The 14,198-nt window shown below is 57.7% G+C and carries 11 protein-coding genes; 8 read left to right on the top strand and 3 right to left on the bottom strand.

The genetic code is table 11. From position 1 onward, the window contains the following. Positions 1-20 precede the first annotated feature (20 nt). The 7 genes from ACOCF6_RS06450 to ACOCF6_RS06420 all read left to right on the top strand — a co-directional run bounded on the left by ACOCF6_RS06450 (position 21) and on the right by ACOCF6_RS06420 (position 9,907). Positions 21-1,163 (top strand): efflux RND transporter periplasmic adaptor subunit, encoded by a 1,143-nt coding sequence (locus ACOCF6_RS06450; RefSeq protein WP_482459568.1) that lies wholly within the window; start codon positions 21-23, stop codon positions 1,161-1,163. 2 nt (positions 1,164-1,165) lie between these two features. After that, on the top strand, positions 1,166-4,246 hold the full coding sequence (locus ACOCF6_RS06445; protein WP_482459567.1) for an efflux RND transporter permease subunit: 3,081 nt from the start codon (positions 1,166-1,168) through the stop codon (positions 4,244-4,246). Further along, on the top strand, positions 4,243-5,658 hold the full coding sequence (gene adeC / locus ACOCF6_RS06440) for an AdeC/AdeK/OprM family multidrug efflux complex outer membrane factor (RefSeq protein ID WP_482459566.1): 1,416 nt from the start codon (positions 4,243-4,245) through the stop codon (positions 5,656-5,658). The genes ACOCF6_RS06445 and adeC overlap by 4 nt, the downstream gene beginning before the upstream one ends. Before the next feature lie 65 nt (positions 5,659-5,723). Then, a complete protein-coding gene (locus ACOCF6_RS06435) occupies positions 5,724-5,987 on the top strand; it encodes a hypothetical protein (protein WP_482459565.1) in 264 nt (87 codons plus the stop codon). Positions 5,988-6,053: 66 nt separating this feature from the next. Next, positions 6,054-7,511 (top strand): aldehyde dehydrogenase family protein, encoded by a 1,458-nt coding sequence (locus ACOCF6_RS06430; RefSeq protein ID WP_482459564.1) that lies wholly within the window; start codon positions 6,054-6,056, stop codon positions 7,509-7,511. A gap of 603 nt (positions 7,512-8,114) precedes the next feature. Beyond that, the gene (locus tag ACOCF6_RS06425; protein WP_482459563.1) at positions 8,115-9,497 is read left to right on the top strand and encodes a heterodisulfide reductase-related iron-sulfur binding cluster; all 1,383 of its coding nucleotides are present in this window, start codon (positions 8,115-8,117) and stop codon (positions 9,495-9,497) included. A 17-nt stretch (positions 9,498-9,514) separates the two neighbouring features. Continuing rightward, the gene (locus tag ACOCF6_RS06420; RefSeq protein WP_482459562.1) at positions 9,515-9,907 is read left to right on the top strand and encodes a PaaI family thioesterase; all 393 of its coding nucleotides are present in this window, start codon (positions 9,515-9,517) and stop codon (positions 9,905-9,907) included. A 122-nt stretch (positions 9,908-10,029) separates the two neighbouring features. On the opposite strand, the gene ACOCF6_RS06415 is transcribed toward ACOCF6_RS06420, so the two are convergent. The 3 genes from ACOCF6_RS06415 to ACOCF6_RS06405 are packed head-to-tail and all read right to left on the bottom strand — an operon-like array spanning position 10,030 to position 13,078. Next, positions 10,030-11,856 (bottom strand): amidohydrolase, encoded by a 1,827-nt coding sequence (locus tag ACOCF6_RS06415; protein WP_482459561.1) that lies wholly within the window; start codon positions 11,854-11,856, stop codon positions 10,030-10,032. 5 nt (positions 11,857-11,861) lie between these two features. Continuing rightward, the gene (locus tag ACOCF6_RS06410; RefSeq protein WP_482459560.1) at positions 11,862-12,422 is read right to left on the bottom strand and encodes an antibiotic biosynthesis monooxygenase; all 561 of its coding nucleotides are present in this window, start codon (positions 12,420-12,422) and stop codon (positions 11,862-11,864) included. A gap of 2 nt (positions 12,423-12,424) precedes the next feature. Then, positions 12,425-13,078, bottom strand: coding sequence for a hydrolase (locus tag ACOCF6_RS06405; RefSeq protein ID WP_482459559.1), 654 nt, complete (start codon positions 13,076-13,078; stop codon positions 12,425-12,427). A 118-nt stretch (positions 13,079-13,196) separates the two neighbouring features. Here ACOCF6_RS06405 and ACOCF6_RS06400 point away from each other — a divergent pair, with 118 nt between their 5' ends. Then, entirely contained in the window at positions 13,197-14,087 is an 891-nt protein-coding gene (locus tag ACOCF6_RS06400) for a LysR substrate-binding domain-containing protein (RefSeq protein ID WP_482459558.1), read from the top strand. Positions 14,088-14,198 lie beyond the last annotated feature (111 nt).

Here is a 14,198-nt window from a genome sequence, read left to right as displayed (position 1 = left end):
CAGACTGGTGAGGAATGAATATGAAAACAACCGTTTTAAAGAAATTCGGCAGCGTGTCGCGCAGGTATCGCATAGCGCTCATCATGGGAGCAGTAGTTGTCATTGCCATCGGCGTTGTATTTGGAAAAGACAGGAAGCCGTTGCCTGCTGATGCGACCCCGCCCCGCATGGTACGCGCCTATACGGTAGGTACCGCCGGGAGTGACTCGATGGAATATACCGGGGTGATCCATGCGCGCACGGAGAGCGATCTCGGTTTTCGCGTGCCGGGCAAAATCATTGCGAAACTTGTCAAGGCCGGAGACCATGTCAAACGCGGACAGGCCCTGATGCGGCTTGATCCCACAGACCTGCGGCTGGCCGCCAATGCGGCCAGGGAGGCGGTCGAAGTGGCCCGGGCCCAGAACAAACGCGCCCTCGCCGATGAACTGCGCCAGCGTGGGCTGGTTGCCATAAAGGCCGTATCCGTACAGGAATACGAACAGGCCAAATCAGCGGCAGACGCAACAACCGCACAGCTGAATTCCGCCGTTGCCTATTCCAGGCAGCTGGAAAATCAGGAGGGGTATGCCGTTCTCAGGGCTGAAGCGGACGGTGTCGTCATGGAAATACCTGCGGACGTCGGACAGGTGGTAGGTGCGGGAAACGTCGTGGTTCGTCTCGCCCATGATGGTGCCCGCGAAGCGGTCGTCAACCTGCCTGAAGGGACTACAAAGATTGCAAATTCCAAGGCTGTTGCCAGCCTCTATGCCGATTCAGGCCACTCTTTTCCGGCAAAACTGCGTGAATTGTCCGCCATGGCTGATCCGCTCACACGCACCTACCAGGCACGCTTCAGCTTGGATGGTGTCGGCAAGAACGCCCCGCTTGGCGCAACGGTGACGGTCCATCTGATTGGCGAGACCACTAATGTAGCGATGCAGCAGTACGAAATCCCTGTCGGCGCGCTGTACGACGGCGGCACCGGCACAAGTGTCTGGGTCATACATCCGAATTCCTTCACCGTATCGCGGCGACCGGTCGCGGTTGCGAAGCTCGGTAGCGAGACAGCGCTGGTGAGCAAGGGCCTCAAGCCGGGTGAACGAATTCTCGCGCTGGGCGCTCACCTCGTCAAGGAAGGGGAAAAAGTCCAGATCCTCTCCGGCCCGGCGAAGGAGAAATAATCATGACCCGCTTCAATCTATCCGCTTTTGCGGTCCGCGAACGCGCCATCACCCTGTTCATGATTATTGTGATTATGGTAGCCGGGGGATTTGCCTTCTTTAAACTGGGACGGGCAGAGGACCCTAAATTCACCGTTAAGACCATGACGGTAACAGCCATCTGGCCGGGAGCCACCGCGAAGGAAATGCAGGAACAGGTGGGCGACCGGCTGGAAAAACGTCTGCAGGAACTGGAATTTTATGACCGGGTAGAAACCTCCGCATACCCCGGAATGATCCTGATGAAGCTCCAGCTGAAAGACTCCACACATCCCAAAGATGTGCCGGAAGAATTCTACCAGACACGAAAAAAGCTGGGAGATGAAAAAAATTATCTGCCCCACGGTGTGATCGGTCCGATTCTGAATGACGAATTTTCCGATGTGTATTTCGCCATGTATGCACTGGAAGCAAAGGGCCTTCCCCACCGACAGCTCGTGCTGGAGGCGGAAGCGCAGCGTCAGCGCCTTTCCCGGGTAAACGGCGTAGAGAAGGTCACCATTCTCGGCGAGCAGGACCCCAAGATCTATGTGGAGATTTCCTATAAGCGACTGGCGACTCTTGGGGTAAAAGCGACCGACCTGTTTCATGCACTGGCAACCCAAAACGATATGACCCCTTCAGGTTTTGTGGATACGGCCGGACCGCGGGTCTATCTGCGACTTGACGGCGCGATTAACGGCGTCGAAGCGGTCAAGGCGATTCCCGTGGCAAGCGGAGGGAAACTGTTGAAAATCGGTGATGTGGCCGAGGTCACCCGCGGCTATGAAGATCCGGCAACGAAGCAGATACGTCACCAGGGAGAACCTACGCTCATCCTGGCACTGGTCATGAAAAAAGGCTTCAACGGACTGACATTGGGCAAGCTGCTGAAAGCAGAAGAGACGGCGATTCACAAGGAATTACCCGTTGGTCTTGTGCTGTCCAAGGTGTCGGATCAGTCAAAGGTCATTTCCGAGGCCATTAACGAATTCATGATCAAATTCATGGCAGCGCTTGCCGTTGTCATCGTGGTCAGCCTGGTAACGCTGGGGTTCCGCGTCGGGATCGTCGTGGCTGCCGCGGTGCCGCTGACCCTTGCCACCGTGTTCGTCATCATGCTGCTTACCGGAAGGGATTTCGACCGCATCACCCTGGGGGCGCTGATTATTTCCCTGGGGCTCCTGGTGGATGATGCGATCATCGCCATCGAGATGATGGTGGTCAAAATGGAGGAGGGCATGGACCGGATCCAGGCCGCTACCTTTGCCTGGACATCCACGGCCAGCCCCATGCTTTTCGGTACGCTGGTTACCATCGCCGGCTTCCTGCCGGTTGGTTTTGCCAAATCGACGGCCGGTGAATACGCGGGCAACATCTTCTGGGTCGTGGCCTTCGCATTGATCACCTCGTGGTTTGTCGCCGTGCTCTTCACCCCCTATCTGGGCGTCAAGCTCCTGCCCGACATCAAACCGGTTCCGGGAGGGCATGATGCCATTTATGCCACCCCTAATTATCAGCGCTTTCGCAGTGTCGTGCGGCGGGTCGTCGATCACAAATGGCAAGCTGCCGGAATTACCATCGTGCTCTTTATCCTGGCCGTGGTCGGCATGGGATCTGTGGAGAAGCAGTTTTTTCCCAACTCGGATCGCCCCGAATTGATCGTTGACGTCAACCTACCTCCTGGGACGTCCTTTGCCGCGACCGATAGCGCGGTCAAAAACATCGAAAAGACGATTCTGGCCGAACCGCAGGCGAAAGACGTCACCAGCTATATCGGACACGGCATGCCGCGCTTCATACTGCCGCTCAATCCCGAATTACCCAACCCGGCCTTTGCCCAAATTGTCGTCCTGACCGAAGGGCACGCGGCACGCGATGCGCTCAAAAAAAAACTGCGCCAGGTTATTGCACAGGGCGCATTCCCTGAAGCGCGTGTGCGGGTGAAGCAATTCGTATTCGGCCCCCCCGTACCGTACCCGGTGCTCTTCCGGGTCATGGGACCGGATGTGGATGAACTGCGCAGGATTGCACGCGATGTCCAGGCCATCATGGCTGAAAATTCGAACGTACGTGATCTGCACCTGGATTGGGGGGAACGGACCCCGAGCCAGCGCCTGGTCCTTGATCAGGATCGTCTGCGCCTGCTTGGCCTCACGCCGCAGGATGCCGGGCTGCAATTACAGGCAATTCTGAATGGTGCTCCCACCACCCAGATGCGTGACGGCATCCGTTCGGTCGACGTGATGGTGCGCGCTCCCGGTACCGAACGCCACAGCCTGGAAAACCTTGCCAATGTCTCCCTGACCACCAGGGACGGGCGCTCGATCCCGCTGTCGCAGATGGCGCATTTCGAAGCCCGGATGGAAGATCCCCTGCTGAAACGCTACAACCGCGAACCGTACATCTCAGTTCAGGGGGATGTGATCGACGGGGTCCAGCCTCCGGATGTAACAGCCCAGATTCTCCCCAAACTGGATAAGCTGAAGGCGGCGCTTCCCGTTGGCTACCGCATAGAAACGGGTGGTTCCGTGGAGGAGAGCAAGAAGGCCGATGATGCCCTGGGGCTGCTGTTCCCGCCGATGATCCTGCTGATGCTGATTTTCATCATGCTCCAGGTCCGGTCATTCGCCACCATGTTCATGGTGTTTGCCACCGCCCCGCTGGGCCTGGTCGGGGCTGTACCCACCATGCTCATCTGCCATCAGCCATTTGGCTTTAACGCCATTCTCGGCTTGATCGGGTTGGCCGGGATCATCATGCGCAATACGCTGATTCTGGTCGACCAGATTCGCCACGACCAGGCGGCGGGGCTGACCGATTACGATGCCATCGTGGAATCGACCGTACGCCGTGCGCGCCCGGTCGTCCTGACCGCCGTGGCGGCCATGCTGGCCTTTATCCCGCTGACATTTTCCAGCTTCTGGGGATCGATGGCCTATGTGCTGATCGGCGGAGTCGGGGTCGGAACGATTCTGACGCTGCTCTTCCTGCCGGCCCTCTACGCAATCTGGTTCAAGGTGAAACATACCGCTGCTGCCACAGAAGAAGGAGCACTGACATGATCCGCTCAATAGCACTACTGAGCATAGCAAGCGCCTGTCTCGCAGGCTGTACGACCCTGGCGCCCAGCTACAGCCGGCCCGAAGCGCCGGTGTCCGCCGCCTGGCCCACCGGCCCGGCCTACCAGGCGCAATCTGCAGATCAAGCGCAGAAGCGGGTGGCCGACATACCCTGGCGCGAGTTTTTTGTCGACAAGCAGTTGGGCGCGCTGATCGAACTGGCGCTTACAAACAATCGTGACCTGAAGGTAGCAACCCTCAACATCGAACGCTCACGGGCGCAATTCCAGATCCAACGCTCCAACCTGTTCCCCAAGGTTGATGCCGGCGCAGCCGCGGGTTACCAGAGGATTCCCGAAACCCTCTCCGCCACGGGCAAGGCCATGACCGTGGAGCAATACAGTGTCGGCCTGGGCATCAGTTCGTACGAAGTTGACCTGTTCGGCCGGGTTCGCAGCCTCAAGGACCAGGCACTGGAACAGTATCTTGCCACCGAGCAGGCCGGGCGCACTGTTCAGATCAGCCTGGTTTCCCAGGTTGCCGCCACCTGGCTGGCCCTTGCCGCTGATCGTGAGCGGCTGCAGCTGGCACAGGAAACTCTGGCCAATCAGCAGGAATCCTACAATCTGACCAGAAGTCGTTTCGAGGCCGGGGTTGCTTCGGCACTTGCCTTGAATCAGGCCCAGACCACTATCGATGGAGCCCGGGTAGACATTGCCCGTTACACCACCCTGGTCGCTCAGGACGAAAATGCCCTGGCGCTTGTGGTCGGCTCTGCCGTGCCGTCTGAACTGCTGCCCTCGTCGCTGTCCGAAAAACTGACCAGCCTCAAGGACCTCTCTCCCGGTCTCCCCTCCGATGTCCTGCTCAGCCGTCCGGATATTCTCCAGGCAGAGGGACTGCTCAAGGGGGCCAATGCCAATATCGGAGCGGCACGGGCAGCATTTTTCCCACGTATTACCCTGGTGACGTCACTCGGCTTCGGCGCGGATGACCTTGCGGCGTTGTTCAAGCCCGGATCGCTTGCCTGGAAGATTGCACCCCAGATAACCCTGCCGATCTTCGACGCTGGCAGTAACAGGGCCAATCTAAGCGTGGCTGAAGCGGATCGTGCTATCGCTGTGGCCCAGTATGAGAAAGCCATCCAGACCGCCTTTCGGGAGGTGGCCGATGCCCTGGCCCAGCGGGGAACAATTGACGATCAACTGACCGCACAGCAGTCGCTCACGGGTGCCACATCCGAGAGCTACCGGCTCTCTCAGGCCCGCTATGAACAAGGTGTGGACAGCTATCTGCAGGTGCTGGATTCCCAACGCTCACTCTACGGAGCCCAACAGAACCTGATCGGGGTCCGGCTGGCACGACTGGCCAATCTGGTCACGCTCTACAAGGTTCTGGGCGGGGGGAGTGAGTGAGATACGTAGCTACGAATCAGGGAAGCATCTCCCTGAACAATCAAACACCATAAAAGGAGAACGTCATGAAAACAACAGCATTGGCAGTACTGTCGGCGTTACTGATGTCTGCAGCGGGTCCGGTTTTTGCCATGTCGCACCAGGAACGATTAGCCTGTGCGTGGACAGCCGGTAATTGCTTCGATGAGGCTAAAATTCTTGAGAAGAGGATCACGGAGATCAAGAGTGAAATCCGGAAGAGTGGCAATGGCTCACCGGATGAAGTGAAAAAGCTGGAGAATAAACTGCAGGAGGCCATGAATCAGCTGAAAAAGGTTGAAGACAAGTAGGCAAACTCAATAACATAAGTTGAAAAGTCAGTGCGAAATTAATTCACGGGAAAGGGAGGAACAGTTATGAAAACAGGCATGCGAGAGTATCTGAAATTCTATCTGAACGGAAAGTGGGAGGAGCCGACGGGGAGCCGCACGTGGGACGTGATCAACCCGGCCACCGAAGCGGTTGCCGGACGGATTGCCATGGGCGAATTGGCGGATGTGAACCGGGCCGTGGCTGCGGCGCGACGGGCGTTCCCAAGCTGGTCGCGCACCACGCGGGAGGAGCGGTTGGCGCTTCTGGGGCGGATCATCGAGGTGTACCAGACACGCTTCAACGACATGTGCGCGGCAATTTCCGAAGAGATGGGTGCGCCTCTGTGGGCGGCGGAAAAGGTTCAGGCGGCTGCGCCAATGGGCCAGCTCTCCATTGCCATTGAAGTGCTGAAGAACTACACGTTCGACGAAATGCGGGGAAGCACCATGATCCGTCACGAGCCGATCGGGGTCTGCGGTCTCATCTCTCCCTGGAACTTTCCGGTCATACTGATGATGGCAAAAGTTGCGCCGGCCATTGCCACCGGGTGCACCATGGTCCTGAAACCGTCGGAATATTCACCGTTTTCGGCTCAAATACTTGCGGAGATTCTGGATAAGGCCGAGGTTCCTCCCGGCGTCTTCAATATGGTGAATGGCGATGGCGAGACGGTTGGCGCTGCGCTCTCCTCCCATCCCGACATCGACATGATTTCCTTTACCGGCTCGACGCGCGCCGGGATTGATGTAGCGGCTAAGGCCGCACCGACGGTAAAACGAGTCCACCAGGAACTGGGAGGGAAGAGCCCCAATATCATCCTGGATGACGCTGATTTTGAAAAAGCCGTCACCGCAGGGGTGCAGGGGGTGATGTTCAACTCGGGCCAGACCTGTCTGGCCCCAACCCGCATGCTGGTGCCCGGATCGCGCATGGCGGAGGTAACAGGCATCGTCAGGCAGGTTGTGGCGAATTTCAACCCCGGGAAACCCGCCGACAACGCATTCATGGGACCGGTGGTCAACCAGCGGCAGTGGACCAGGGTCCAGGAACTGATCGGAAAGGGGATAGAGGAGGGGGCAACGCTGGTAACCGGTGGAACCGGCAAGCCGACAGGACTTGAACAGGGCTACTACGTGAAACCTACGGTCTTTGCCGATGTTACCAACGATATGACCATCGCCCGTGAGGAAATCTTTGGCCCGGTCCTGGCGATACTGGGGTATGCCGACGTGGAGGATGCGATCAGGATCGCCAACGACACCAGCTACGGTCTTTCGGCCTTTGTTCAGGGGGGGGATATGGAAAGGGTACGGGAGGTAGGGGGACGCATCCGTGCCGGTCAGGTTACCTTGAACGCGAGCGCGCTCGACATCGATCTTACGGCGCCCTTCGGCGGCTACAAGCGGTCCGGGAATGGTCGCGAATGGGGTGAAGCCGGTTTTGAAGCGTTTCTCGAGACGAAGGCGCTCATTGGCTACGAGCCGGCTTCCACTTCAGTCTGACCGCTTCGAAGTTGACCAACCGGAAATGCCTTCAGCGGACGCCCGCTACGGGAAGCACGAGATGGATGTTTTTCTTGGATAATCAGCGAATTCTTGCATCACCTAAAGACAGATGATGTAAATATAATTCTTAAAAGGGCATTTAACCGCAGATAAATCAGTGTTGCCGGTTTGGTATTTGCATTAAGCCTCCCCTCCCTTGCCTAGAGGCACCTACTTCTGGTGACGGGAGGACCCTTTGCGGCCTAAAGGGATTGAGGGGTGGGTGAAGCTGCAACGGAGTAACTTCGTGGCAATTTCCCCCACCCCCTAACCCCCTCCCGCAAGGGGCGGGGGGACTTTTAAGGCCACTGCAATAACCTAACCGGACACTACTGCAGATAAATAGGATAAACGCAGATAGACCAAACAAATCTTGAGTACATCCCTTAACCCTTTTGGTTTAACCTTATTTTTCTGTATGCTTTTGATTTATCTGTGTTTATCGCTTAGAAGCGCCTACTTTTGGCTGTGTCCATCTGCGGTTAACTGCTTTTTAATAGGATAATGGAAAAGGTTGAGCAATTTGCCCCAAAGATAAGCTGCCAAGAGGAAGGTGACGGGATGGCACATCCTGATTCTAAAGAGAAAAACAACCCACAAGAGATCCTGCGCGGCGTCATGAAATTGTGCGCCGGCTGCGACGTCTGCCGCACCCTGATGGAGGGGGATTGCGCATTTTTCCCTGAGCTCTATCGCCTCTGGGACCAGGAGAAAGAACACAAGGTTCCCATCACCGACGCACAACTTCGCAACCTGGCAGAACTCTGTACCCTGTGCGGAATGTGTCCCTGTCCCAGAATTCCCATCCAGGTGATGGAGGCCAAGAGCCTTTTCGTCGACACCGAGGGGCGCACCCTGGCGACCAGGCTTCTCGCTGATGTCCCGCGAATGGCAAAGCTGGCCGGCAGGTTTCCCCGGCTGTCCAGGGTAATTCAGTCGAGCACGGTCACTGCCCCCCTGCTGCGAAAAGCGCTCAAGCTTCATCCCGAGCGCAAGCTCCCCGTCATTCCGGCAGAGAATTTCTTTCATTGGGCCGAGCACAAAGGGCTCACCGTGCGCAAGGAGGGGAGTCGAAACGTCACCTATTTTGCTGGATGCACGGCGGGCTATCTCTTTCCCCAGGTAGGCCGCTCGGTTGTCGAGGTGCTGGAGCGCAACAGAGTGGTGGTCCATGTCCCACCGCAGCAGTGCTGCGGCATGCCGCATCTGGCAGAAGGTGACCGAGACAGCACCCTGGAGCTCGCTCAAGCCAACCTGGATGAGCTGCTGGCCGCGGTTCAGGCCGGTGACGAACTCATCACGTCCTGTCCCACCTGCGGCTACTATATGAAGGTGCTGTTAAAAGAGAGAGCCCATTATTCCGAAGCCTATAAGAAAATCGAGGAAGCCAAAGTGGCTGCGTCTGCACGTGCGCCAACTGTGCAGGGTATAAACAAACTCAAGGCGCTTAAAAGTTACGATCCCAAAAACATCTATCGTGATGACGGCTATTTTGCGTCCCTCGATCCTCTAAACCGCATCAACCTGGTCGAGCATCTTTCTGATGTCGGAGAATATCTGTCGCGCCTGCATGATGCGGGACAGCTTGATACAAGTTTCAGTGCCCTGCCCAAGCACGTGGTCTACTATGCCCCCTGCCATCAGCGGGAGCAGAAGATCGGCACCCCGTACCTGGATCTGTTGAGGTTGATTCCCGGACTGGCCATTGAACCGGTGGGGAGCGGCATGGACTGTTGCGGCATGGGCGGTAATTTTGGCTTCAAGGCTGATTTCCACGAAAAATCCCTTGCCATCGGACGTCCCCTGATGGAGAAGATCCGGAGCCGGAACCCTGATGCGATTGTCACTGACTGCTTGAGTTGCCGGTTGCAGTTTGGCCACACCCTGCCGTACACGATTTACCATCCCATAGAAATGCTGGCTATGGCGTATTCTGATAATTGAATTATCGGAGGAAAGAAATGGGCCACATACGAATTGAAGGAAAGATAGAATTTGATGTCGTAGAGCAAACGTCGGAGCGGGTTGTTGCAGAAATGCCGGTACTGCCCGGCATATTGAATCCCTATGGCTCGGTCAATGCGGGTGCAATCCTGTGGTTTGCGGATATCACCGCCACCATTTTGGTACTGGGACCATCAACACTCCCCTCAGAAGGCATGGCGGGTTTCCCCCTTTGTATAACCCTGAATGCGAACTTTATCAGCAACCAGAAGGACGGAACATTAAGGGCGGTCGCTACCTTCGTAAAGAAGGGGAAACGGGTCAATGTCGTACGGACGATCGTCTACGGCAAGAGCGACCGCTTGATTGCCGATGTAACCACGAACCATGTGGCAGCAACGTCTGAATAGCACATGGTTCTCTAGGCACTCCGTGTTAGTAGTGAGTACCGCCTCAACTGATCGATAAAACCGTAGGGCGGATCTTCAAAAAAAGTTCGAGTGCACGAGTTCGAGTTCGGCCTGGACTATCATTAAAACGCAAAGCAGGTGCAGCCGATCCCCCAGTTGCCATGCTCCCCAACGACCGTATGGGTATGCTGATGCAGGGGATTGCCGCATGAACTGCTTTGGCTTGTCACTCCACCTGCGACAGCATGGGCATGGCGGTAGGCGCCGCCATAGGCTCCGGTCGGTGCCCATTTGGGCGACACCGGCGGCAGAGGCGGCGCCAGGCCGGCAAACCCGCCGCTGCCATGCACGATCCGCCCGTCCATGACCGTCAGCAACGATTCGATCCCCTTGATTTCCTCTTCCGGCACCGTGAAGTAATCGGCCGAGAGCACCGCCAGGTCAGCCAACTGCCCGGTGGCAATCCGCCCCTTGCTGCCGTCGTCCCCGGAGAACCAGGCGCTCCCCTCGGTGTAGAGCCGCAACGCCTTGGTGCGGCTGAGGCGGTTCTTCTCATCGTAGAGCGCCAGTCCGCCCACGGTCCTGCCACTCACCAGCCAGTAGAGCGACACCCAGGGGTTGTAGCTCGAGACCCGCGTTGCGTCGGTACCGGCACCGACCGGGATCCCCAGGTTCAGCATGCGGGTGATCGGCGGTGTCCGCTGAGCTGCTGCGGCGCCGTACCGGCTCACGAAGTATTCCCCCTGGAAGGCCATGCGGTCCTGGATGGCGATGCCGCCCCCCAGGGCGCGAACCCGCTCCAAGCTCTGCTCCGAGATGGTCTCGGCATGGTCGAAGAACCAGCGTAGCCCGCTGAAAGGGATCTCCAGGTCAACCTCCTCGAACACGTTCAGGAAGCGGCTGATCGACTCGTCGTAGGTGGCGTGCAGCCTAAACGGCCAGCGGTTGGCGACCAGCAGCCCGATCACCTTCTTCAACTCGGCCTCCAGCACCGGCTGCAGGTCGGGCCGGGGTTCCAGAAAGTCCTCGAAATCGGCAGCCGAAAAGACCAGCATCTCACCGGCACCGTTCATCTTGTAAAGTTCATTCCCCTGTCCGGGGGAGACGATCTTGGCCCAGCCGGCAAAGTCGTCGTATTCCTCCTTCAGCCGCTGGGTAAAGAGATTGTAGGCAATGCGCAGGGTCAGCTGATTCTGCTCAACCAGGTGTTCGACCACCCGGTAGTCGTCCGGATAGTTCTGAAAACCGCCGCCGGCATCGATAGCGCTGGTGATCCCCAGCCGGTTCAGCTCCCGCATGAAGTGGCGGGTCGAATTGACCTGATCGTCGAAGCTGAGCTTCGGCCCCTTGGCCAGGCTGGAGTAGAGGATCAGGGCGTTGGGCTTGGCGATCAGCAGCCCGGTGGGGTTGCCGTGCCGGTCGCGCTGTATCAGGCTGCCGGGAGGGTCGGGCGTCTCCCGCGTATATCCCATGGCATGCAGGCCGGCCCGGTTGACCAAAGCCCGGTCGTAGAGATGCAGCACAAAAACCGGGGTATCCGGTGAAGCGGCATTGATCTCGTCCAGAGACGGCATGCGTTTTTCCGCGAACTGGAATTCGGTCCAACCACCCACCACCCGCACCCATTGGGGGGCCGGTGTGCGCAGCGCCTGCTCCTTGAGCATCCGCAGGGCGATGGCCAGTGACGGCACGTCGTCCCAGCGCAGCTCCATGTTGTAGTTGAGCCCGCCGCGGATGACATGGATATGGGAATCGTTCAGCCCGGGGATCACGGTGTGCCCCTTCAGGTCGATCATCGGTGTCGTCGTGCCGGCCAGTTTCATGACGTCACGCTCTTCGCCCGTCTCCAGGATTCGGCCTTCACCGATGGCAACTGCGGATACCTCCGGAAGCAGCGGGTCGAGTGTCGCGATTCTTCCGTTATGTAAAATAAGTTCTGCTGTTTTCATTTGAATTACCTCCCAACGGTGCGCTGTTTCAGCAACGGGCTGAACAGCTTCACCAGCAAGGGCATGACTAACCAGGTCAGCAGACAGACGATGCCGATCGACACGACAAGCGCCTGCAAAATCGGCGGCAGGCGGCCAATCAGGGGCGCCAACGCGTTAGACACGAGGATACTGACCGGCCAGACACCCAGAACCGTGATGATTGCCATCTTCCAGCGCGGGGGAGCCTGTGAGCCATCCGTTTCGAACCAGTACTCCAATCCCCGTTCCACGTGGTAGGTCGGCTGCTCTTCCCGGAACTGCTCGGCCTTTGCCAGGAAATCCCGCCGAACGTCCGATTCCATCCAGGCCGTCAGATGTTCGTCGGTGTCGAACCTGAAGACGATCATGTACTCCGACCCGTTGTCACCGGGATGAACCACGTTGAGACCGAGATGTCCGGGAAACTTGAGCGCTGCCGCGGAAACCTCCCGGAACCAGGCATCGAATTCCTGCTCGTGTCCTGGCCGGACATGCCAGGTGACCACCACCGTCACCTGGCCGCTTTCGATCCTGGTTACTTTCATGGTCAGTGCCCTGCTGCTCCGGCGCGGCTGGCAGGAGCTCCATGCACCATGGTGTAGGCATATTCGACACCTTGACCGTAAGCACCGCAGAGCTCTTTAACCACAGCCATGACATCGTTGTAGGTATCCTTGTGGGCCCAGTCGCGCTGGTACTCAAGCAGCACCTGCAGTGCGGTGACCGGCACCGCACCGGCCTGCTCGATCCGCCGCATGGCGGCATTGTGGGCCGCGACACTGGTGCCGCCGGAGGCATCCTCCACGGCATAGACCTCGTAGCCGGCCTTGATCGCCTCAAGGGCCGGGAAGGTCAGGCAGACCTCGGTCCAGAGTGCCGCCATGATCAGTTTCTTGCGGCCAGTGGCAACGACCGCCTCAACCAGCTTGGCATCCTCCCAGGAGTTCATGGAGCTCCGTTCAACCGGCTCCTGGTCCGGAAATATATCCAGGACCTGTGGCCAGAAATTGCCGGAGAAGCTTTTGGTTTCTACGGTTGTCAGAACTGTGGGGACATTGAAAATTTTTGCTGCCTTGGCCAGCAGCATCACATTATTGAACAGTGTCTGACGGTCGATATTGGCAACCCCAAAGGTCATCTGCGGCTGGAAGTCGATCAATATGAGAGCGCTGTTCTGCGGGTTCAAAAGTTCTGTTTTCATTGCAAACCTCCAAAGGACAATTATTGTCTTCTATGTTTCAACCATAAACTTCTTCGCCAGGAAATACCTCATACTCTTTTTCGTTGTCAGGTATGTTATTTTGTTATAGCGTGAAGACATGGAACTGCGCCATTACCGATACTTCCTGGCCGCGGCCGAGGAACTTAACATCAGCAAGGCTTCGCGCCGACTGAATGTCTCCCAGCCGGCCATGAGCCGCCTGATCCGCGACCTGGAGAACGAGCTGGGTACTCCGCTCTTCCAGCGGGAGCGCTTCGGGATCGCCCTGACGCCGTCGGGTGAGACCTTTCTGAGCTATGCCCACCAGATCCTCGATCTGAGCAACGAAGCGACCCGGGTGCTCCGCAACCAGCCGGCGCAGCCCCCGACAATTACCATCGGCTTCATCACCTCTTCGCTGGGGTCATTCTTCAGCGCCGCCCTGAAGTCCATTCGGGATGCGCACCCCGAGCTCATGGTCAAGATCCACGAACTCTCTCCGGCCGACCAGGCCAAGGCGCTGAACAAGGGCCAGATCGACATCGCCCTGATCGGCAACCCCTGCGCCTCGATCCTTGATGAATTCGAGACCGGCATCCTGTTCGAAATTGGATTGAAGGCGGTGCTGCCGGCCGGCCATCGGCTGGCGAAACGGAAGCGGGTGAACCTGAAGGAGTTGGAGAAGGATGATTTCATCGGGTACAGCGAAGAGAGTTTTCCGGGGAGGAACCAGACGATTATCAATGCCTGCCGGGTGGCAGGCTTTAAGCCCGCCCTGAAATATCAGGCCGACAGCCTGGTGGAGGTGCTGACGTTGATTGGCGCCGGCACCGGCGTCTGCCTGATGCCAGCCGACGTGATCAGCCTGCCCCATCCTGGCACGGTCTTTATACCGATCAGGGAAAATCTGGAGCCAATACGTTTTACCGCTGCGTGGAGACGTGATGACGACCGGGCCGTTGTCGCTGAATTGCTCACCTATCTAAAAAATGCACATAAGAGCGATTAAAGTTGTCTGAATGTGTGGATGCTGCCAACTGAAAAATTTCCCGCGTCAGTAACTACGGTCAGCAAAAGGGGACAGGCGAATTTTTATAACGTAGCCGGTCACCTTTCGATT

The sequence above is a fragment of the Geobacter psychrophilus genome (genome assembly GCF_056821595.1).
Note: the sequence above shows the minus strand (reverse complement) of the source record. Positions and strands in the feature narration are given on the sequence as shown.